16 protein-coding genes are annotated in these 20,304 nt (G+C 43.6%); 9 read left to right on the top strand and 7 right to left on the bottom strand.

Features of this window, described 5'->3' with window-relative positions; genetic code table 11:
- Nucleotides 1–650: 650 nt before the first annotated feature.
- Together VHA01S_RS15765 and yciH are read right to left on the bottom strand one after the other, a co-directional pair.
- Nucleotides 651–1,037: a tautomerase family protein gene (locus tag VHA01S_RS15765; protein ID WP_023405340.1), complete on the bottom strand. Its 387-nt coding sequence runs from the start codon at nt 1,035–1,037 to the stop codon at nt 651–653.
- 277 nt (nt 1,038–1,314) lie between these two features.
- Nucleotides 1,315–1,626 carry a stress response translation initiation inhibitor YciH gene (gene yciH, locus VHA01S_RS15760; protein ID WP_021713801.1) on the bottom strand — a complete coding sequence of 104 codons (312 nt, stop codon included), beginning with the start codon at nt 1,624–1,626 and terminating at the stop codon, nt 1,315–1,317.
- 165 nt (nt 1,627–1,791) lie between these two features.
- Here yciH and VHA01S_RS15755 point away from each other — a divergent pair, with 165 nt between their 5' ends.
- Nucleotides 1,792–2,757, top strand: a complete 966-nt coding sequence (locus VHA01S_RS15755; protein ID WP_023405339.1) for a tyrosine-type recombinase/integrase — start codon at nt 1,792–1,794, stop codon at nt 2,755–2,757.
- On the opposite strand, the gene VHA01S_RS15750 is transcribed toward VHA01S_RS15755, so the two are convergent.
- Both VHA01S_RS15750 and VHA01S_RS15745 read right to left on the bottom strand, forming a co-directional pair.
- Nucleotides 2,754–3,746 carry a D-alanine--D-alanine ligase gene (locus VHA01S_RS15750; protein ID WP_023405338.1) on the bottom strand — a complete coding sequence of 331 codons (993 nt, stop codon included), beginning with the start codon at nt 3,744–3,746 and terminating at the stop codon, nt 2,754–2,756. The genes VHA01S_RS15755 and VHA01S_RS15750 overlap by 4 nt on opposite strands.
- A gap of 30 nt (nt 3,747–3,776) precedes the next feature.
- Entirely contained in the window at nt 3,777–4,400 is a 624-nt protein-coding gene (locus VHA01S_RS15745; protein WP_240432774.1) for an SPOR domain-containing protein, read from the bottom strand.
- Nucleotides 4,401–4,598: 198 nt separating this feature from the next.
- Here VHA01S_RS15745 and VHA01S_RS15740 point away from each other — a divergent pair, with 198 nt between their 5' ends.
- Nucleotides 4,599–6,974 (top strand): bifunctional acetate--CoA ligase family protein/GNAT family N-acetyltransferase, encoded by a 2,376-nt coding sequence (locus tag VHA01S_RS15740; RefSeq protein ID WP_023405336.1) that lies wholly within the window; start codon nt 4,599–4,601, stop codon nt 6,972–6,974.
- A 295-nt stretch (nt 6,975–7,269) separates the two neighbouring features.
- On the opposite strand, the gene galE is transcribed toward VHA01S_RS15740, so the two are convergent.
- On the bottom strand, nt 7,270–8,283 hold the full coding sequence (gene galE, locus VHA01S_RS15735) for a UDP-glucose 4-epimerase GalE (RefSeq protein ID WP_023405335.1): 1,014 nt from the start codon (nt 8,281–8,283) through the stop codon (nt 7,270–7,272).
- Between the two features lie 239 nt (nt 8,284–8,522).
- On the opposite strand from galE, the gene VHA01S_RS15730 reads away from it, so the two are divergent.
- The 3 genes from VHA01S_RS15730 to VHA01S_RS15720 are packed head-to-tail and all read left to right on the top strand — an operon-like array spanning nt 8,523 to nt 10,937.
- Entirely contained in the window at nt 8,523–9,251 is a 729-nt protein-coding gene (locus tag VHA01S_RS15730) for a 5-oxoprolinase subunit PxpA (protein ID WP_023405334.1), read from the top strand.
- Entirely contained in the window at nt 9,251–9,988 is a 738-nt protein-coding gene (pxpB, locus tag VHA01S_RS15725; RefSeq protein ID WP_023405333.1) for a 5-oxoprolinase subunit PxpB, read from the top strand. The genes VHA01S_RS15730 and pxpB overlap by 1 nt, the downstream gene beginning before the upstream one ends.
- A gap of 13 nt (nt 9,989–10,001) precedes the next feature.
- Nucleotides 10,002–10,937 (top strand): 5-oxoprolinase subunit C family protein, encoded by a 936-nt coding sequence (locus tag VHA01S_RS15720; protein WP_023405332.1) that lies wholly within the window; start codon nt 10,002–10,004, stop codon nt 10,935–10,937.
- 343 nt (nt 10,938–11,280) lie between these two features.
- On the opposite strand, the gene VHA01S_RS15715 is transcribed toward VHA01S_RS15720, so the two are convergent.
- Nucleotides 11,281–13,737, bottom strand: coding sequence for an ABC transporter permease (locus VHA01S_RS15715; RefSeq protein ID WP_023405331.1), 2,457 nt, complete (start codon nt 13,735–13,737; stop codon nt 11,281–11,283).
- An 8-nt stretch (nt 13,738–13,745) separates the two neighbouring features.
- On the bottom strand, nt 13,746–14,450 hold the full coding sequence (locus VHA01S_RS15710; RefSeq protein WP_023405330.1) for an ABC transporter ATP-binding protein: 705 nt from the start codon (nt 14,448–14,450) through the stop codon (nt 13,746–13,748).
- Between VHA01S_RS15710 and VHA01S_RS15705 the strand changes: the two genes are divergently transcribed.
- From VHA01S_RS15705 to VHA01S_RS15690, 4 genes are all read left to right on the top strand, one after another.
- The gene (locus VHA01S_RS15705) at nt 14,449–15,045 is read left to right on the top strand and encodes an arylesterase (protein ID WP_039971167.1); all 597 of its coding nucleotides are present in this window, start codon (nt 14,449–14,451) and stop codon (nt 15,043–15,045) included. The genes VHA01S_RS15710 and VHA01S_RS15705 overlap by 2 nt on opposite strands.
- Before the next feature lie 14 nt (nt 15,046–15,059).
- Nucleotides 15,060–16,253: an enoyl-ACP reductase FabV gene (fabV, locus tag VHA01S_RS15700; protein WP_023405328.1), complete on the top strand. Its 1,194-nt coding sequence runs from the start codon at nt 15,060–15,062 to the stop codon at nt 16,251–16,253.
- 355 nt (nt 16,254–16,608) lie between these two features.
- Nucleotides 16,609–18,513: a sensor domain-containing phosphodiesterase gene (locus VHA01S_RS15695; RefSeq protein ID WP_023405327.1), complete on the top strand. Its 1,905-nt coding sequence runs from the start codon at nt 16,609–16,611 to the stop codon at nt 18,511–18,513.
- A 121-nt stretch (nt 18,514–18,634) separates the two neighbouring features.
- Nucleotides 18,635–20,293, top strand: a complete 1,659-nt coding sequence (locus VHA01S_RS15690) for an ABC-ATPase domain-containing protein (protein ID WP_023405326.1) — start codon at nt 18,635–18,637, stop codon at nt 20,291–20,293.
- Nucleotides 20,294–20,304: the final 11 nt, after the last annotated feature.

Raw genomic sequence — 20,304 nt, 5'->3', positions numbered from 1 at the left:
TTAAATGGGGTTTATTAGAACCATCAACTTCTTGTACTTCTCTAGGTTCCTATCCCCTTTTTGCAACGCATACATTATAAAACTCGCTTAGCGTTGTCTTAATCAGTCAGTATTCGAACTTCAATTTACAACATCGTACATGGTGGTGTTAATTTAGATGGGACCGATTACGTACAGACGGATTAGCTTTGAATCACTATCAAGTAGTTTGTTGGCCTGAAATCGCAGTACTGAATTTGTGTAGGATCTTGTAGCCTGTCGCAATGTATGAACTTTAGGCTTTACGTGGTTAGTTCTTTTGTATCTGCTGCTGCGTATAATTACAGGCATTCGAGAACCCAACAACATTCAATGTTTCTAACCCGCATGCCAGTTGGATTGGCAGTTAATAGTCCAAGATTTTCGCTGATGACTGAATCTAAATGATTTAATGATTTAATCTTTTAAGCGCCAGTCATCAATAGATAGATGAAGCGAATTTGGGTGGATTGTTGGTAGAGGTTAGCTTTGTAATAAACGGTTAGATATTATCAGGCTGCTTACATTACTCGGATTAAAAGCGTTTCCTGTTATCTTTTACCACAAAACAAAGGGCTCAGTCGTAAATAGTCTTCTATTTACGACTGAGTGTTTGAAAATATAAAGATTACTTACATCTTCACTTTATACTGCAAATCGCGAGCTTCATCACCGGTCATGCCGCGAAATCCCCAGCAATGTGCAGGTTGTTCTTTGATAGTGATTTCTACATCAATCGGTGAAATACCTAATTCAGTTTCGATATCATTAAATAAGGTTTTGATGAGATTCTTTTTGGTATCAATTTGACGGCCTTCCATCATATTGATTTCTATCACAGTGTAAGCCGCTGTTCTTCCGCCAGGAAAGAAGAAATCATCTTGGTTCATTGGGATAAAACGATGAGCACGCTTATCGTCGGGCAAACTAAGAGATTTACTCATAGCACATTGAATGATGTCGGACAGTTGTGCTTTGATTGGGTTTAAATGCTCTTTGATGCCGTAAATTACTATCATTGCGTGACCTATTTTTGATGATGTTTATGGAAAAATTAAACGTGATGTGATTTTGTGATCAATGCACGTTTATAGGTGCCGCAATCATACGCTTTATTTAGTGTCTTAATAGTATTACTTTGTTTTTTAATGACTTATGTAATTTTAATATAATTTTTTGCGTTGGTATTCTACTTTTACATATAGATAACTAAAATTAGTTATAGTGCATTAGTCTTGCTTTTAAAAGCCCAACGTCAATATTGGGCTCAATAGAAATCGGCAATTACGGTGAGTATTAACCGCCAGCAAGTTTTACTGTATGCCCTTTCTTCTCTAAGTGAGCTTTGATCTTATCGCGGCTATCACCTTGTATTTCGATAACGCCATCTTTAACAGAGCCGCCACAACCGCATACTTTCTTAAGTTCTGCTGCCATCAGTTTCAGTCCTACATCATCAAGGTCTAAGCCTGTAACCAAACAAACTCCTTTTCCCTTACGACCTTTGGTTTGTCGTTGAATACGGACAATACCATCACCCTTAGGGCGTTCAATTTTTTGCTCTTCAGGCTTAATGCGCCCTACGTCGGTTGAATATACAAGAGACATACGTCTGCCTTATCTTAGAAGTTATAGGGATGATTTTAACACTTAACTCAGCCAATATTCACTATCGGTTTTGCATTACCTAAACAATATTTTTAGTTAACTCTTTCCAATCAATTGGTTAGCGTCTATTATTCGTTTAATTGTATTTAGTTATAGTGCGCTAAAATGAGAAAGAAATGTATTCCAATCACAGATCCTGTACTAAAAAAGCAAAGCTGTGCTCGTTTCAATAACAAAGTGAGCATTGAAGACTTCGATACGCTGACCCAGCGCCAATACAGTCGCAATTCATTGTTATCTATGTATAACGACTGGAATAAGTTTGTTGAGTTCTGCAGGAGTAAAAAGGTTTCCGCTATCGTAGCATCGACGTTGGCTGTGCGGCTGTTTTTGGAGAAACAATCCCAAACGAGTAAATACGCCACTATCAAACGTATGGCGATTACTATTGGTTTAGTGCATAAGTTTCACGAGTTCCCCGACCCTTGCAACCACCGTCAAATTAAAATGTTACTGGCTCAATTGCGCCTAGATAAAAAAGGCGATGCAAAACAAGCAGAAGCGTTTAACTCAGAGCATCTACATCTTATTCAGCAACAGTTAGACGCAGAAAGTAGCCTGAAGCAATTGCGAGATGCCGCCATATTATCTGTGATGTTCGAGTGTGCGATGAAACGTAGTGAACTAAGAACCTTGCATTTTCATCAACTGACCTTTGATATTATCGATGATAAGCCGATTCAGTTAAGCATCAACGACAACAACTACCAGTTGTCTGAGCAAAGCAGTGAAATCGTTAAGCGTTGGCTGCTAATGTTACCCGAACATTTAGGTCCGGTGTTTCGCCGTATAGACAGACACGGTAATATTGGTGACGAGCCTTTAGATTCATCTTCAATTTATCGGGTATTTAGGAGTGCAGAGACGCAATTAGACATTCCACTGAAGCTGTCCGGTCAATCGGCTCGAGTGGGCGCAACCAAGGAGTTGGCTAAACAAGGTTATAGCGTGCGAGATATTACAGATTTTGGACGTTGGTTAAGCCCTGCAATGCCTGCGCAATATCTTGGTAAACAAGTATTGGCAGACAGTGAAAGACTTAAATTTAAATCGATAAAACCTTGGGATTAAAGCGCAGATTTTACCGCTTGAGCGAGGTAGTCAGAAAAAGAGTGACCGTTGTTGCTGAGCATTTTAGGGAACATTGAAATAGGCGTCATACCTGGGAAGGTATTTACCTCGTTCAAATAGATTTCTCCGTCCTCAGTTAAGAAGAAATCGATTCGAGACAGATCTTTCAAACCCATCTGCACAAAGACTTTGTGTGAGTATTCTTCAATCTTCTGACGTTGGATATCAGTCAGATCTTTAGCTTCGATTTCAGTAGTTGAATGGCTATCAGAGCTGTATTTCTCTTCATAAGAATAGAAGGTACCCGATGGCGCAATCACTTCACCTGGAGCGCTAATGTACAGCTTACCTTGGTATTGATAAGCGGCAACTTCGAGCTCTCTCGGTTTCACTGCTTTCTCAACCAACACTTGTTCAGAATAGTTAAATGCATCATTCACCGCGCGTTGTAACTCTGATGACTCCGTTACCTTGTAACAACCAACAGAAGAACCTTGACGTGCTGCTTTGACAAATAAAGAACCCCAAGTATCAAGGGCTTGCTGAGTCTTTTCGATACTTTTTGAACTATTTTCTGTTAGGAACAAATACGGCGTATTTTCTACGCCAATAGCGTCATACCAAAGCTTAGAGGTGATTTTATTAAAACTGTTGCTACTTGCTTCAGGCCCACACCCAAAATAAGGAATACCAGCAAGTTCAAACAGAGATTGAATATCACCGGTTTCGCCCGGGTAGCCATGAATACAAGGCACGATGTAATCGATATTCGACCTTGCACCGCCAACAACCAAATCTCCAGAATGAATATCTAAATAGCATTCTTGCTTATCATTGTTAAGCCATGAATTATTAACGATTTCTACGCGAATCACCTTGAATTCGCTGGTGAGTTCTAATTGTTGCTGCACATAATCAGCGGAAACTAAAGACACCTCATGCTCTGAAGAACCACCACCACAAAGCAAAAGAATATTAATGTTCGACATCTTGATAAACCCAATAGATCTTATACGTAATTATTTTAACAGCAAAAAGTGATCGGTTGCTGCCAATTCTTTGTCAGTAAAATTCTTAACAAATGGTTGTAGCTTTTGTAGACGCTCAGGTAGTGCGGCAACGGCCGCTTTAGCATGATCATAATCGGCATAGTCACCCATTACGACTGAGTAAACCACTTTGTCATTGATAGTTTTAGTTTGTACCCAAAGCGTAGAATCAGCTTTCAGTTGCTCGGCGAATGCTTGTGCTTTTGTTTTATCAGAAAGCGTTGCCAATTGGATTGAGAAACCTTTACTAGGGGCATTTAATGACGCAATTTCAACCTCAGGCGCTGCAGTTGAAGCCGTTGATTCTACACTGTCGCCTTCTTGGGCATCCGTCATCGGTTTTGCATTGTTAGTCATGTTATCCGCAGTCGCATTATCTGTAGCAACATTACTTGTGCTCGTATCTTGTGCAATTGGCGTCACTACAGGCGTCAAATCTTGCTCTTCAATCTGAGGTTTTTTTGCATCCACTTCAGCTTGAGTTGTTTGATAATTCTCTTGATAACTTTCCGATTGTATATCTGTTTCGTATTCGCTTGAGCTACATGCCGCTAACAACAAAGCAAGTGAAACTATCGCCGTTTTTTTCATCATAATTCTCATTCACACTCGGTTATCAAAATCATGCCCATCATCCCTTGCATAATCAAGGAAAAGCCTTGCTCTAAGTGCAATTAGACGTGATCAAAAGCTCACTTTTCAGCCTTAATGCTATAAACAGGTTAAATTTGTCACACTGATGATGTAAACAGCTTTAAAATTAAACAGATACTTCTTTTAGGACACACATTTATGAGCCCTATGGATTCATTGTTTAACCCAAGAGCCATCGCCATTATCGGAGCGTCAAATAAACCCATGTCTCCAGGAAAAGTGATGGTCGATAACCTCCTTCATTCTGGATTTAATGGCACAGTGTTGCCCGTCAACCCTAAACATACCTCTGTATCTGGCGTGCTGTGTTATCCCAATATCGACTCCTTGCCCCTGACGCCAGAATTGGCAATCATTTGTGTGGACCATCAAGAATTGCCTTCTTTATTTACAGATTTAGATGACAAAGGGATTCGCGCGGTCATTTTAATCGCCAATTCGTTGTTTGATGAGCAGCAACACCAAGCCCTAAAACAGCAAGCCAAATTGCACAATATCCGCATTGTAGGGCCAAACAGCTTAGGCTTGTGTATGCCTTGGGCTTCCATTAATGCCTCTTTGTCACCAGTTAAGGTACTACCGGGTAAAATCGCGTTTATTTCTCAATCGGCAGCCATCGCCACAACCGTACTGGATTGGGCGAATGACAAACAAATTGGCTTTTCAGCCTTTGTTTCCATTGGCAGTATGGCCGATGTTGGCATAGCGGAAGTCATTGATTATTTGAGTATGCACAGTAAAACTGAGGCTATCTTGCTGTATGTAGAACATATTCAAGACGCAAGGCGCTTCATGTCAGCGGCGCGCGCCGCGTCACGCAACAAGCGAGTTTTAGTGTTAAAAGGAGCACGTTCCGAAGTAGGAAAAGAACTCTCCATGCTCCATCACGGCGGTAGCAAGTCTTTGAATGTGGTTTATGACTCAGCATTTGATCGCTGTGGATTACTTAGGGTGCATTCTACCCACGAACTGTTCGCGGCAGCTGAAACCCTCACCCATTCTATTCCGCTGAAAGGTAAACGCTTAGCCATGATAAGCAACGGCTCTGGCCCTGCAGTCATTGCCAGTGACGTACTGCAACACCTTGGTGGAAAGTTAGCTGAGTTTTCTGATGAGATTCTAGGGAAACTAAAAATCGTTTCCAACGAATGTGCTGTTAACCCAATCGATTTATCAGGGGACTGGCAAAGTAGCAAGTTATTAAAAGCATTTACACTGCTGTTAGACAGCAAAGACATCGACGCTATCTTAGTGCTCTACAGCCCATCAGCCATTTCTGATCCTCTCAGTACCGCTTCGCAGCTTCTTGATATTTACCGCAAACACCCAAACAGAAAACGGATCAATTTATTAACCAACTGGCTCGGTGAAACCTCGGCAAAACAAGCGCGCAGTTTGTTTTCCAAACATGGCATCCCTACGTATCGAACGCCGGAAAGCAGTATAATGGCGTTTATGCATTTGGTGCGCTATCGTGCCAGCCAAGTTCAATTGATGGAAACGCCTTTATCAATCGAGCATATCGCGCAAGCCGGAATTAAAGCAAAAACCCTATTGCAACAACAAGCCGAGCCTGAACTCAGCATCGATAAAATAGCGCAGTTATTGGATTGCTACCAAATTCCTACGCTTAGCCATGAAAGTTCTAAAGAGGCAACGATAAGCTTGCACCTTAACTGTGACCCTACCTTTGGACCAGTAATTTTACTGGGTAACGAGCAACAGCTTAATGACCAACACTGTGTGGCTGGGTTTCCGCCCTTAAACGATAAACTCTCTAAACTGTTGATCAAGAGCGCACTGCAGCGACGTAAAATATCCCCCATTTCAAACAAACAATTTGAGTCATTAACACAAACATTAGTCCGTTTTTCTCAGCTCATCGTTGACCAAAACGGTATAAAATCAATGCATCTCAATGTCAGTTTTAATCATCTTGGGCATTGCCAAATCACGCCAATCCACACTCGTATTAATCATTTAATCGAGCGCCCTCTGGCAATACTGCCGTATCCCATTGAGCTCGAATCAACCGTTACCCTAAAAGACAACACCCAACTACTATTGCGCCCAATCCGCCCTGAAGACGAACCATTACATGCGCAGTTTATTAATAATGTCAGTAAGGAAGATCTTTATAAGCGATTTTTCAGTGACGTCGGCGAGTTTGATCATCAAGCTCTCGCCAATCTCACTCAAATTGATTACGACCGTGAAATGGCCTTAGTGCTGGTGAACGGTAAGCAAATCTTAGGTGTGGTGCGAGCCATTACCGATATTAGAATCAATAGCGCCGAATTTGCGGTACTGATTCGCTCAGATATGAAAGGCAAAGGACTTGGGCGGATATTGATGCAATCCATCATCGATTATTGTAAACATAAAGGTATACAACGTATTGATGGGATGACGATGCCATCAAATAAAGGCATGGTCACCTTGGCGCAAAAATTAGGGTTTTCAGCCAAAGTAGACTTTGAAGAAGGCGTTGTTGAGATGGAGCTTAATTTGTAACGGCAAATTCTGTTTAAAGAAGTCACCTTTCACATACTAAAAAGCCAACTCATTTGAGTTGGCCTGCGTATTTTGCAATCAAAAAGACAAACAAAAACTGGATTATTGCAAAATAATCGCAGTTATTTGTTGGCTTTGATTTCTTTAATCACCATTATCGTTGAAGCAGCAATAAATGTGACGATTAGCGCTAGTTCCATATTTCTTCCACCAGTTATCAGTACGTTGCGTTAAAGATATAAATCTCAACGCAATTGTAACAACTAGTAAGAGAATGTATAGCCTTTATTCGGATTTATTCAGGGTAACCCTTCGGATTTTCCGATTGCCAGCGCCAGGTATCTTCGGTCATCTGTTGCAAAGTGCGGTTTGCCTTCCAACCTAACTCGTTTTCAGCCTTGGCAGGATCGGCCCAACACTCCGCAATATCACCCGGTCTGCGCGGGGCAATTTTATAAGCAATGCTCTTTCCGCTTGCTTGTTCAAAGGCTTTTACCATATCAAGTACACTGGAACCATTACCGGTACCTAAATTGAAAATATGCAATCCAGACTTAACGCCAACGCGCTGCAGTGCGGCAATATGACCATCCGCTAAATCCATCACATGGATGTAATCACGCACGCCAGTGCCATCAGGAGTTGGGTAATCATCACCAAATACCGATAGGTACTCACGACGTCCAACGGCAACTTGCGAGACAAATGGCATCAAATTATTTGGAATACCTTGTGGATCTTCGCCTAATTGACCGCTTGGGTGAGAGCCCACAGGGTTGAAGTAGCGCAGTAAAGTGATGCTCCACTCTGGATTTGCCTGTTGGAAATCCGTTAAACACTCTTCCACCATAAGTTTACTGCGACCATAAGGGTTGGTCGCACTGGTTGGGAAATCTTCAGTAATTGGCACCGTATGCGGGTCGCCATACACAGTCGCAGATGAGCTAAATACTAAACGGTTCACGCCAGCATCACGCATTGCATCTACAAGTACTAGTGTGCCATTCACATTGTTATCGTAATACTCTAATGGCTTAGCCACTGATTCACCGACTGCTTTCAATCCTGCGAAATGGATCACAGCATCAATATCGTATTGCTTCAGTGTTTTGACCAATAGCGCTTTATCGCGAATATCGCCTTCAACAAATTCAACCGTCTGCCCTGTTACCAAGCGGATACGCTGATTCACGCTGGCCTTACTGTTGTATAAATTATCAAAAATCACAGGCGTGAAGCCTGCTTCTAAAAGCTGAATGCAGGTATGGCTACCGATATAGCCCATACCGCCAGTTACTAGTACTTTCATGAGTTTCGCCAACTGAGTTATTTACGCGTCAGATTACCTTATTTTAGCCCTTTTGAAAATTTGTCAGGCGTTAAATTATGGTGAAGATTATCGGTTATCAATCAAAAATCCGTTTTATATCAAATGGATTTATAAAGGCAAATTGCTATTATCGAGTTTGTTTAATGAGGGGCAACAACATAAAGTTGCTTATGCCACGCGTTATACTTGCGCTAAGTGCTTTAAAAAGGAGATAAACAATGAAACTCAATTGTGATGTCGGTGAGAGCTTTGCTTCATGGAGCAAGGGCGATGATCAACTGATCATGCCCTACCTCGATATGGCCAACATTGCCTGCGGTTTTCACGCCTCCGACCCTGATACCATGTCCCAGACTGTCGCTTTAGCAAAAGCGCATAATGTTTCTATCGGTGCACATCCTGGATACGCCGATCTGCAAGGTTTTGGGCGCCGTTCAATTGCGCATACTCAACAGCAAATCGTACACCTCACTCTTTATCAAGTAGGCGCATTGCAAGGGATCTGTCGCCTGCACCACACGCAAGTTGATTACATCAAACCCCACGGCGCACTCTACAACGATATGATGCAAGACATTGGGCTTTACAGCGCCATGCTACAAGCGGCCAGTATCCTCAATTTACCGTTAATGATATTGGCTACCGAACGCAGTGATTATGTGCAATTAGCCAAGCGAGCAAATGTCACTTTGATTCATGAAGGGTTTGCTGACCGACGCTATGGCGCCAACAAACAACTTGCGCCTCGCTCTTTGTCTGGCGCTGTGCTTGAAGACGTTAAGCAAGTCGAGTACCAAGCAAAAGCAATGCTCAATAAACACACTTTTAAAAGTATCGACCAACAAGATATTCGTTTGCATGCCGATTCTATATGTCTACATGGCGACAATGCCAACGCACTTGTTTTCGCAAAATGCCTGCGCAGCTTAATTGACGGCCAGCAATAATGAATGATCCCAAAGCCGCTATCTACTCAGCAACTAAGATACCCAGCCTTGATATACCTACTATTGCGCGCGTCGGCGAATGTTGTCTGTTAATTGAATTTGCGCAAAACATTACGCCCACGCTGCCAGCTGTGATAAATAGCGCAGTACAACGCATCAACCAAACACTGGTACCTGCGCCAATCAATTGCATTCCTTCTTACACAACTCTATTACTGGAGTTTTCGCCGCTGAGTTTTAATTGGGCACACATTACAACCCAGCTTACCAGTTTACTGGCAGAACAAACGGCAACAGATAAATGCACTGCGCATCCCATTATTGAAGTCCCCGTTTATTACGGAAAATCAGTGGCATTAGACGCCGAGCGCTACCAACGCCTGACAGAGCTTTCATTGTCAGAAATTCAAACGCTACACAGCAGTGTTATCTACCAAGTGTACGCCCTTGGTTTTTCGCCAGGCTTTGCTTTTATGGCCGATGTGCCTAAAGCTTTGCAACTTCCGCGTTTAAATTCCCCGCGAGCGGTTGTGCCACAAGGCAGCGTCGCAATTGCAGGGCCACAAACTGCAGTTTACCCGCAAGCCAGCCCCGGAGGATGGAATGTCATTGGCAGAACGCCAATCGAACTGTATACACCCAATAAACCGTCGATGACACTACTGTCTGCAGGCGATCAGGTGCGCTTTGTGCCTATCACAAAAGCTGAGTTTAAATTGCTCGGAGGCGCGCTCTAAATTGCACAAGATAATGACAATTTTAAAAGCCAGTCCACAAACTGGCATTCAAGATGGCGGCCGCTTGGGATTTGCACATTTAGGTATCACCCAAGGTGGTGTCGCCGACGAATACTCCTACCACTGGGCAAATAAGCTGTTAGGCAATCCATTTGCGAGTGCAGTCATTGAAGTGACATTAGGCGGTTTTGAAGCCGTGATACATCAAGACACCCACATTGCGATAACCGGAGCCACCAGCCCTGTGTTATTAGACGAGGTGGTTACCTCGACATGGCGATGCATTAAGGTCAAAAAAGGTCAGCATCTTTCCATTCAGCTACCTCGCAATGGTTTGCGCCACTATATTGCCCTGCCCGGCGGTATAGACGCTCCAACGCACCATCGCAGTCTCGCTACCGTACACAAAGAAGGATTAGGTGGCTTGCAAAGCAATGGCGATCACTTAACCAAAGGCGACCTTATTTATGCTCGCTTACTAGACGCAAACAACGCCAAACAAGTTGCGGTCGCTGCGAGGTACGTCCCAAAATTCAAACCTTCACACAGCACTAATCTCAATGTCATATTAGGGTCTCAGTATCGTACTTTTAGTCCGCAAGCATTAGATGAGTTGTTTCATTCTCAATATTGCGTTGGCACACAAAGCAACAAAATGGGATATCAAATGTCGGGTAACGCAGTCGACTCGCCAAAGCAACATTTGATTTCAGAGGCTATCTCTTTAGGGGCGATTCAAATTCCGCCCAACGGGCAACCCATAATTATGCTTTGTGAAAGACAGACCATTGGCGGCTATCCGAAAGTAGGAAATGTCGCGCGAATGGATCTTGGGAAACTCACGCAACTTAAGCCTGGAGCCAAAGTTAACTTTGTTAAAAGTGATGTAGATAAATGTATGCTTGAATACACACAATGGTTAAGGTTTTTCCAAAATACAACCTCGTGATAACAGGCAAAATAATCAAAAAAATTCTTGACCTGTTTCCAAAGAAATCGCGTTGCATTGATATTGTGAATAACGATGTTTCGCAATCCTTGAATAGCTATAGCCTAAGACCAGATCCCCTTAATTTCAGTAAAAACTTATCCAAGTAGTTATCCACAATTCGTGTGGATAACCGAATCCGAAGAAATCGACTTAGTGACAAACATTGTGTTGTTTATAACTATCAATAGTGGAGATATAGTCCCCACTATTGATAGGCTAATGTGTGATGAATAACGAAAACTCAACATAAAAAATGCCATACACAGCGTGTACCTACACACATTTCATCAATATCGCTCTGTTACAGAGCACCATTTTTCACAGGTTGTAACAACTGATTTATCAAGCTGTTAACTACTAAACCTAACACAACAAAGGTCAGCAGCGGTAAAGCAAGCCATAGCTGTGGATGAATACGAGCAGGCAAATCAAATCCCCAATACAATAATCCACTCACGCTTGCCTCCGCACCAATACTGGCTACTACACCTGCGATCAGCGCCATCAGACCGTATTCACACCATAATGTGGATGAAATTCGTTTCTTGCTTGCACCTAATGTGCGATACAGGCGGATCTCTAACTGCCGCTGTGAAATACTTAATCTTAATAAGGTAAATATCAGCAATAATCCGGCTACCACCCCAAGTCCGGCTAAAACAGTAATCGACCAGACAATTTGCGACAATAAAGATTGAATTTTGTCACCCATGATACGAATATCGAGCAAACTAACCGTAGGATATTGCGCTGACAGTGCTTGCACCATAGCGTCATTTTCCGGCTCAATTCGATAAGAGACCATAAATGCGCCCGGCATCTTATCAGCGTATTTAGGTGAGAAAATAAAATAAAAATTCGGCTTCATTTCGCGCCATTCGACTTTGCGGATGCTATTGACCACCGCCAACACCGTTTGCCCGCTAATAGAAAAGCCCAACTCATCACCCAGTTTAAGACCTAATGCCTGTGCCACTTCTGATTCAACCGACACTCCATTATCACTGCCCCATGAGCCGCTAAGGGTGTCGTTATAATCCGGTAATTGCTGTGCCCACGTCAGATTAAGCTCACGGCGCACCGCATCAGTTTCTTGATGCTCTTCGGAGACTTGCTTAGCATCGCGACCATTTACCGTAACCAAGCGACCGCGAATAATAGGATAAGCTTGCGAGCGTTCAATATTATCTTGATCTAATTGCTTTAAATAATCGTCAACTTCATAAGGGGCAATATTGATAGCAAACGCATTTGGCGCGTTTTCCGGTAAAGTGTTTCGCCAATCCCCTAATAAATCGGTTCTTACTAGCCAAACAATGGCCAGTAACATCAGCGATAGTGCCAATGCACCAAATTGCAAACCACTGGCAAGTGATGAGCGATTTAGCCGACTGACCGCCAGCGCCATAGCCGGCGAAAGTTTCAGTTTACCAATGCTCTTTGAAATCAACACCGCCACTAATGCCAACACCGAAAACAGCAGCAGCATGCCACCCAATACAATCCAAACCAAAGTATTGCTGCCATACGCAATCAACATTGGCACGATAGGCACGGCCACCAGCCATAATGCTTTACTTCTGCCTTGTGTTTCAGGTTGTAAAACCGCACTTGCAGAAGTATTGAGCAAGTTGATCATAGGAATGCCAAGTGCCGGTACACCAATTAATAAGCAAGTGACAATAGACAGCACTGCCGGTGTGACGCCGTAACTTGGTAGTGGATCAGGTAATAAATCCGCCAGAGGGACTCGCAATAACACTTCTAATAAGTAACCAATACTGACCCCAAAGAGTGCGCCGATGACAAACAGCAACAACACCTGAATCATCAGCCAGCGCCCTATCCACTTTTTACTGGCACCGATACTCTTGAGCATGGCCACCGTTTGACGCCGGCCGGCAACATAGTGTTGACAAGTCAATACCAAGGTGGTCGCCGCCATAATCACCACAATTGCCACCGTTAACGACAAGTATTGGGTGGTGCGCGTAAACATGTCGTTAGTACGACTTGGGCTATGTTGATCTCGCCAGCGATCTCCTGAACCTAACGTTATGCCTTGTTTTAACTGCTGTAAATCGGCATTGTCGCCATTAAAATACTGTAGATATCGAACCCGAGAACCAATTTGTAAAGCGCCCGTTTTTTCAATATCGCTGTGATGAATCATCGCCGTTGGCATTTGTTGAAATGGATTAAAGCTCAACCCAGGTTGCTGCTCAATTTCACCACTGACCACAAAATCGGCATCACCAATAGAGACCACATCCCCTATGTTGGCCTCTAATGCCAGCATGGCGCGTTTTTCTAACCACAGTTCGCCTTGTGAAACATGAGATGCAAGACTCTTCCCCTTTGAAAGCTGTAAATCACCACGCAGTGGATAAGCATCATCCACCGCTTTTACCGTCACGAGCAACATATCTTGGTCACTAAATGCCATAGTGGCAAAACGCACCATTGACGCAGTCTGGATCTGCGGCGGTAATGAATGACGGCTCAGTGTCTCTGGAATTGGGCTATCAGAGCGATATACCAGATCGGCGGTAAGTGCATCCGCGCCCTGCTTCACAATCACTTGTTCCATTCGCTCCGCCAGTGCTGACAGCGCAAACACACATGCGATGATAAGAGTCAGCGCCACCGAAATTGGCCATAACTGCCCATGACGGATCTCTTTAAAACTCCACGCCAATAAACGGCGATTGAGTTTCGGATTATCAGGAGTCAACGTCTCTAAATGTGCTTGAGTCATCTTGCCCCCTAATTGCTATCAGCGAAAACAGATTGAGCCTTTGCCACCTGCAACTTACCCGACTGCATAGTCAACACTCTATCGCATCTAGCCGCTAGCGCATTATCGTGGGTAACCATAATTAAGGTGGTGCCGTGTTGCTGATTTAAGCTAAATAATTGCTCAACGATATTTTGTGCGGTTTCATGGTCGAGATTTCCCGTTGGCTCATCAGCAAATAAAATTTGCGGACGCAACATAAATGCGCGCGCCAGTGCTACTCGCTGTTGCTCACCACCAGAAAGCTCTGAAGGTAAATGATGCACACGCTCTTTCAGCCCAACAGAATCCAATAATTGCATAGCTCGATGTTTGTCTTCGGCCTCTCCACGAAGTAAACACGGCAAAGTCACATTTTCTAACGCGCTTAAACTGGGGATCAATAGAAAGCTTTGGAATACAAATCCAATATGTTGACTGCGCAAATCCGCCCTTTGCTCATCGTTCAAACTTGATAACGAATGCCCCAACAATTGCACATCGCCCTCGCTCGGCACGTCCAAACCGGCAAGTAAGGTCATCAGCGTAGATTTACCGGCACCAGAAGCACCAACAATGGCAACACTTTCTCCTGAATCTATATCCAAATTTACATTTTGTAGGATTGTTAAATGTTCTGGTTTGGTAGAGACTGTTTTAGTTAAAGATTGAGCCTTAATTACGGATGTGGTCATGATACGTTTGCTTTCCTTACTTTTTGTTTGTTTTTCCATGAATGTCAGCGCAGCGACACTGCTTGTGCTCGGCGATAGCTTAAGTGCGGGTTATCAAATGCCCATAGAAAAAGCTTGGCCAACATTATTACCCGATGAACTGGCACAAAACGGCCATCAAATGAGAATCATTAACGGTAGCATATCAGGTGATACTACAGGTAATGGTTTAAATCGACTTCCGGCACTATTGCAACAACATCAACCAGACTATGTGCTGATTGAATTAGGTGCTAATGATGGTTTACGAGGTTTCTCACCTAAACTGGTCAAAAATAACCTCAATAAACTCATCGATTTGAGTCAAGACAGCGGTGCTAAAGTGATTTTAATGCAGATCCAAGTGCCACCGAATTACGGTAAACGCTATGCGCAAGCATTTGCACAGGTTTATCCTACCGTAAGTAAAGAAAAGAACGTTGAATTGATTCCATTTTTTCTGGCCGAGATCATCACTTCTAAAGATTTAATCATGCAAGATGGCTTGCACCCTACACAAAAAGCTCAACCTTGGATTGCTAAGTTTGTGGCACAGCAGCTTAATCCAATACTGTAAAGGACAAGTGAATCATGAAGATTGAACCGGTAATCAATGGCGTTGTCGCCCGCACTGCGCATCCTGCAGGATGTGAGCAAGCAATCAAAAACCAAATAGAAATCGTTTCTCGTTCAAAGCCCATCAGTGATGGACCTAAACGGGTATTAATTCTAGGAGGCTCATCGGGGTTTGGGCTTGCAGCGCGCATTGCGCTCACCTTTGGCGGAGCGAATGCAGACACCATTGCCGTTTCGTTCGAGCGTGGGCCTTCGGAAAAAGGCGTCGGTAGCGCCGGATGGTACAACAACATTTATTTTAAGCAGCAAGCGCAAACTAAAGGTGCAACAGCGGTAAATATTATTGGTGACGCCTTTTCAGATTCAGTGCGCCAGCAAGTATTAGACGCGATTGAGACACAATTTAACGGACAAGTCGATTTAATCATCTACAGCCTTGCCACTGGCGTGCGCCCTAAACCGGATTCAGACGAACTGTGGCGCTCATCAATAAAACCGATTGGCGAGTCTTTAACAGGCGCAAGCATTCGACTAGAAGATGATGTTTGGCAAGAAACTGAATTGCCGGCGGCGAGCGAGCAAGAGATCATAGATACGCAAAAAGTAATGGGCGGAGAAGATTGGCAAAGCTGGATAGATTTACTGATCAACAAAGACGCCATTGCGCCAAATTGCCAAAGCATTGCCTTTTCTTATATTGGCCCAGAGTGTACGCACCCTATTTACCATCAAGGGACATTGGGACGCGCTAAGGTCGATTTACACCAAACCAGCCATGCCATTAATTTAAAATTGGCGCCTTTTAAAGGCGGTGCATACGCCTGTGTTTGCAAAGCATTAGTGACCAAAGCTAGCGTATTTATTCCTACCTTTGCCCCTTATGTATTAGCGCTCTACAAAACCATGAAAGCGCAGGGACTGCATGAAACTTGTATTGAACAGATGCAGCGCTTGTTTAACTCTAAGTTATACCCACACCCCATTGTGGATGGAGAGCGACTGATTCGGATGGATGATTGGGAATTAAAGCACAGCGTGCAACAAAACGTCTCGGCACTGCTTCCTCAGTTAACGGCGGATAACTTTAGCCAGCTAGGCGACTATCACGGCTTTAAAACCGAGTTCTTACAACTGAACGGTTTTGCCATCGATGGGGTCGATTATCAGCAAGATTACACCCTAGAACAATTGCAGGCGTTACGCCCTTAACATCTTGAATATCGTCTCTTCGCGGTTGTCATACAAGATAACCGCGAATCCCTCTGCAGGTCAGGCAAACTACGGCTATCCTTATACTAGTCACCAAATTTAAGTGAGTTTTTGTCGGGTTGATCATCTATTACTGGCTAAATACCCAGTACATGTCAGCGTGTTAATCTCAACCGGTGATCGGTGAAAGGTCCACCTTAAGCAATTGCCGCAAAATACTGATTCGTTTTATTGCATAGCCTTGCTATTGAGTTAGCTCTATCTCGCACAAGCATGAACACCTTATCGGTATGGCATAAATAGATTTAATCGACACTCACTTAATATTCATCAATGGCAAAGTAATGGATTACGTATGGCCAGAGTTAATACACAACAGTTAGAAGTCCCTAATAAGATCTACTGCTCATGGCAAGATATGTTAGAGATCCTAGCGCAGTTTTCGCATGTGCCTGTGGCCATGATAAATCGTTTAAATCAGCATCAACTGGATGTATTTTGTTGCAATCACAATATTGATAACCCAATTCGAGTGGGCGACACCTTTGCCCTTGGAGAGGATCACTTTTGTGAAACAACCTTAAAGACGGATTCGATTTTGGTTGTCCCCGATCGTAACTTAGATCCAAAATGGCAACAATTATCTAAACCTCTCACAGCTAAAACCCAATCTTACTTAGGGATTCCGTTGCATTGGCCTAACGGTACTCCATTTGGCACCTTATCGATTCTGGATAATAAAATTAATCACTTTAAAATCTCTATTCGAGAATTGTTATCGGTGTTTAAGGATTCCGTCGAAGCGCAACTCACCGTCATCTATCAAAACCAAAAACTGCAACTGGTCAATAAAGAGCTACATTCACGCATACAAAACCGCACTGTCGAGCTGGCTAACCTAAGCTATCAACTGGACAAAGAATCCACAAAACGTAAACAACTTGAACGAGAAATTCACTACCAGCAACATCATGATACCGGTAGCGGACTGTTAAATGCCAAAGCGTGGGAATTAGAAACCAATCGCATCGTTAATCAAGCGGATCTGCATAACCAAGAAGTGTCAGTGTTTTATCTTGGTATCAGTAATGGGCAACGAATCCAAATTGATATGGGCGCTGAAACGCTCGATCAGATCATCAAACAAATCAAAGACAAACTTGGTGAACTGGGGCCAAAAACTCAATTGAGTGCTCGCCCGCGATCGAATGACATCGCCTTTACCCTATTATCGAATAACGACAACAAAAACTACGACGCGATTATTCGCCACATCATGGACGTTACCTCGCAAGACTTTGATGTGCCATCGGGAAAAGTGCGCTTACAAGTGTATGTCGGCGCTTCTATTAGTCATCCGCAACGCAACCCACAAAACATGGCTTTAACGGTGCAAGCCTATCAAGCGATGCAAAATGCCCGCGAATCGGGTAAACGTATTCTATTTTATGATGATAACCAGATTGAAGGCGGCACTAAGCTCAATCGTCTTGAGAGCTACTTTATTGAATCCATTCGCGACAATGCGATCAAACTGTTTTATCAACCTCAGATAGCGATAAAAAATGGTCAATGGCATAGCGCCAGCACTTCTATTCGTTGGGACCACCCTATTTTGGGAAATGTGTCTGAACTCTCTATTAGCCAGTTGTGCGATCAGCCGGAAATTGCGGACGCGCTGTGCCATTTTATGGTCAGAAAGTCCATTTATATCGCCAAGCAATGGCGCGCGATTAAGCCTCACTTTAGAGTGGCAATTAAGCTCAATGCTTGCCAACTCGCCTCTAAAGATTTAGCTATGTATCTACACTTATGGCTTAAAGAAGCACAGATCCCCGGCGAAGCATTAGAAATTGAAGTATCGGAAAAACAACTGTTTGCCAACGAATCTACCCTGCAAGCCACACTAGAACAAATATCTTCACTGGGCATTAATTTAACCTTGTGCGATTTTGGGCATGGGCACGCCTCATTTAGCTATTTAAAACACAGCCCGTTTAAGCGCATTAAAATCGATAAATCCTTTACCGATAATTTGCAGCACAGCTCCGAAGATCGCAGCTTTTTACATTCGTTAATGCAAATTACCACCCGTTTAGGCTTAGATACCGTGCTTACGGGCGTGGAAAGTAAAGAGCAAGAACAATGGTTATTGCAGTTTGATACCCCGTATGCCGAAGGCAAGAAGTATCACGGGCCTATGACGCGCAAAGACTTTGAGCAGTTCTTATATAAACAAAGTGAGATAAACCAGCATTAGCATGGCAATTGGCTAAATAACTGTCTTAGGGTGTTTATAAAGGGGTTTATAAACATTTTTATAAACATAGTCACCAAAGGGTTGTTATAATCCGCCAATGCTTGAAATCTAGGGTTCCCAAATGGATCTGCTTACCGCAAAACTGAAAAAACTCGAAAAACAAAACTACAGCGCTTATCAACAGATCAAGGGAAGTTACGACTTCACTGACTTCACCTTGCACATCGACCATGTTCAAGGTGACTCCTACGCTTCCCCTTCCCGATTTAGAGCCATTCGTCCGTGGTCTGTAACGGGTTTAGATTTCATAAAAGAAACCTCTGAGGCGTATCAATTAGCGGCGCGTGATTTTATTGGGCGCACCCTTGCCGAATTTGCTAAACAAGACAATGCCATCTCTGTTGCCACAACGGCGCAGGTAGTGTTAGATAACACCGCAGTCTTGTTTACCGAACAAGGCATAGAGCTACGCTTTAGAATTAATCTTCCGGCCGATGGACGCTCTATTCTGGCTAAGAAAGCGCTCAATATCATTACTTTCTATTTGCCGAAATACATTCGTAAAGCCACGCTGTGGCGCGAGCTTGACCAAGCCCGCTTTGCTAAACATTGTGAAGTGATTGAAGATCAAAGCGCGCTTAGAGAGCAACTTGCCGAGCACGATTTAGTCAGCTTTATCGCCAACAACAGTGTATTGCCCCGCCTATCTGGTGAAAGTGATATGCCCATGAAAGATGCCCTGCCAATGAAAGCGCCATCGGAGCTTGCAGTGACATTGCACACGCCTAATAGAGGCTATGTCACCGGTCTTGGCATTAAAAAAGGCATCACCTTAATTGTCGGCGGTGGTTTCCACGGTAAATCCACGCTGCTGAACGCCATTGAAAAATCCATTTACGATCATATCCCCGGTGACGGTCGTGAATATTGCGTCACCGATCCATTGAGCATGAAGATCCGCGCTGAAGACGGACGTTGCGTGCATAACCTCAACATTGCCAACTTTATTAATCATCTGCCAATGCAGAAATCCACTACCGATTTCTCCACCCAAGATGCTTCTGGATCAACCTCACAAGCGGCTTGGCTACAAGAATCAATAGAATCTGGCGCTAAATGTTTGCTTATCGATGAAGATACCTCAGCGACCAACTTCATGATCAGAGATGAGCGCATGCAAGCGCTAGTGGCAAAAGACGCCGAACCTATCACTCCTTTGGTCGATAGAATTGCCGAATTGCGCGACCAAGAAAACATCAGTTCCATCATAGTGATGGGAGGATCAGGGGATTATCTTGACGAAGCAGACAATGTGATACAAATGCATGAGTATCAACCTGTTGATGTCAGTGAAAAAGCCAAGCAAGTGATCGCGCTGCACCCTTCTGCGCGCAGTCATGAGTGCGAACAACCGCTACAAGAAAGCAAGCCGCGCTCGTTTAATCGTGCTTGTCTGCAAACCTTACTTGCAGAAGGCAAATTTAGAGTCGGCGCGAAAGGGAAAAGCGCTTTGCGTTTTGGTAAAGAATTTATCGACATCTCGGCCCTAGAGCAGCTTCAAACATCCAATGAAATCAATGCCATTGGCTGGACACTGTTTCAATTGGCTCAGCAACCGGGTTGGAGTTCCGATCTCAGCCTTGAGAGTGAAGCGATACTAGAAACCCTCGATTGGCATGCCGCTATGCCAAATAATGGTGATATTGCTAAGCCGCGAGTATTAGATTTGCTAGCAACCTTAAACCGCTTACGCAAAGCGCAATTTAAAGCCGCCAAATAATTCCATTAATC

It is taken from the genome of Vibrio halioticoli NBRC 102217, from assembly GCF_000496695.1.
GTDB classification, from domain to species: domain Bacteria; phylum Pseudomonadota; class Gammaproteobacteria; order Enterobacterales; family Vibrionaceae; genus Vibrio; species Vibrio halioticoli.
This window is presented reverse-complemented; position numbering and strand designations above follow the sequence as displayed.

Coding starts and splice junctions, on each gene's coding strand:
- VHA01S_RS15745 (WP_240432774.1), bottom strand. CDS start 4,400: ATGATGAAAAAAACGGCGATAGTTTCACTTGCTTTGTTGTTAGCGGCA.
- VHA01S_RS15715 (WP_023405331.1), bottom strand. CDS start 13,737: ATGACTCAAGCACATTTAGAGACGTTGACTCCTGATAATCCGAAACTC.
- galE (WP_023405335.1), bottom strand. CDS start 8,283: ATGAAAGTACTAGTAACTGGCGGTATGGGCTATATCGGTAGCCATACC.
- VHA01S_RS15690 (WP_023405326.1), top strand. CDS start 18,635: ATGGATCTGCTTACCGCAAAACTGAAAAAACTCGAAAAACAAAACTAC.
- VHA01S_RS15765 (WP_023405340.1), bottom strand. CDS start 1,037: ATGATAGTAATTTACGGCATCAAAGAGCATTTAAACCCAATCAAAGCA.
- VHA01S_RS15720 (WP_023405332.1), top strand. CDS start 10,002: ATGACAATTTTAAAAGCCAGTCCACAAACTGGCATTCAAGATGGCGGC.
- VHA01S_RS15750 (WP_023405338.1), bottom strand. CDS start 3,746: ATGTCGAACATTAATATTCTTTTGCTTTGTGGTGGTGGTTCTTCAGAG.
- VHA01S_RS15755 (WP_023405339.1), top strand. CDS start 1,792: ATGAGAAAGAAATGTATTCCAATCACAGATCCTGTACTAAAAAAGCAA.
- VHA01S_RS15705 (WP_039971167.1), top strand. CDS start 14,449: ATGATACGTTTGCTTTCCTTACTTTTTGTTTGTTTTTCCATGAATGTC.
- VHA01S_RS15710 (WP_023405330.1), bottom strand. CDS start 14,450: ATGACCACATCCGTAATTAAGGCTCAATCTTTAACTAAAACAGTCTCT.
- pxpB (WP_023405333.1), top strand. CDS start 9,251: ATGAATGATCCCAAAGCCGCTATCTACTCAGCAACTAAGATACCCAGC.
- VHA01S_RS15730 (WP_023405334.1), top strand. CDS start 8,523: ATGAAACTCAATTGTGATGTCGGTGAGAGCTTTGCTTCATGGAGCAAG.
- VHA01S_RS15740 (WP_023405336.1), top strand. CDS start 4,599: ATGAGCCCTATGGATTCATTGTTTAACCCAAGAGCCATCGCCATTATC.
- VHA01S_RS15695 (WP_023405327.1), top strand. CDS start 16,609: ATGGCCAGAGTTAATACACAACAGTTAGAAGTCCCTAATAAGATCTAC.
- fabV (WP_023405328.1), top strand. CDS start 15,060: ATGAAGATTGAACCGGTAATCAATGGCGTTGTCGCCCGCACTGCGCAT.
- yciH (WP_021713801.1), bottom strand. CDS start 1,626: ATGTCTCTTGTATATTCAACCGACGTAGGGCGCATTAAGCCTGAAGAG.